Raw genomic sequence first — 1,080 nt, 5'->3', positions numbered from 1 at the left:
CTCGCTTTATTCAACATTGCGATTTGTTCTCTATACCAATTATTTTCTTGTTCTAACTTACTGTTTTCATTTGCTAATTCATCTCTATTGATAAGCAAATCGATGAGTTCTTCTTGACTCATCAATTGCAGTTTTGTTTTGATTTCTTCTCTGTTTTTCATGTCTTAATTATACCACATTTTACACCAAAATACACGATATTTATAGGCTTTTTTCACTGTTTTATACAAACATTGGTTTACTCTTTTTGAAGGCTGTTTTTTGGTCAATTCGTAAACCTTCTAATAACCATTTTAACTGTTGTTGGGAAAGAATGATGGTTCCTTCTTCATTCTTAACCCATTTAAAGTGTCCCTTATCTAAACGCTTATATAAAAGCCAGAACCCACTCCCATCCCAGTACAAACACTTGATCTTATTGCGATGTCGATTGCAGAAAATATACAAAGCATCCTCAAAAGGATTAAGATGATGTATATCTTGTATAAGGGATGCATAACCATCGATTCCTTTTCGCAGATCTGTGTAGTTTTTAACCATATATATTTGTGCTATCTCCTGAAACTGTATCATTGTAATGCCTTCATGATTTTGCGTAGTCCTTCATCATCCAATGAAGCATCTACTGATAAAGAAACTCCATTCATTACGAATGAAATTCTTTTCTGTTCTTTGCATTTCACTGGTACAATACTGACTTCATCTGCTTTGTTTACAGATTGGTATTTATGGTTCTTGAAACTCTGATAAGGAAGACTACGCTCTCTACAGAATCGTTTCATATTCAATCCTGATAATTGCTGTTCTTTGTGTAGCTTTTCCCAATCATAATCATATTTTACTGGCATTGACTTCACCTCCTGTTGAATATATTATCCTACAGGGATTCTTATTTTTCTAGATGGGCTGTATTAGACGCTTACATTATAAAAAATAAAAATCTAGATTAATTGGCAAAATCGAGTAGGAGATAAATAATTATTTTATTTATCGTCCTCTCACACCACCGTACGTACGGTTCCGTATACGGCGGTTCAGTATATTTTATATAGAATTGTTTCGATAGAGGGTTTCCATTGC

At 33.4% G+C, this 1,080-nt stretch carries 2 protein-coding genes; both read right to left on the bottom strand.

The genetic code is table 11. The features are described 5' to 3' along the window. Positions 1-222: 222 nt before the first annotated feature. Positions 223-573: an IS66 family insertion sequence element accessory protein TnpB gene (gene tnpB / locus ACWG0P_RS16000; protein WP_455802523.1), complete on the bottom strand. Its 351-nt coding sequence runs from the start codon at positions 571-573 to the stop codon at positions 223-225. Then, positions 570-848, bottom strand: coding sequence for an IS66 family insertion sequence element accessory protein TnpA (gene tnpA / locus ACWG0P_RS15995; protein ID WP_455802522.1), 279 nt, complete (start codon positions 846-848; stop codon positions 570-572). Before tnpA ends, tnpB begins: the two co-directional genes overlap by 4 nt. Between the last annotated feature and the right edge of the window lie 232 nt (positions 849-1,080).

The sequence above is a fragment of the Amedibacillus sp. YH-ame6 genome, assembly GCF_053848845.1.
The sequence above is the reverse complement of the archived record's forward strand: the minus strand, read 5'-3'. Positions and strand labels throughout refer to the sequence as shown.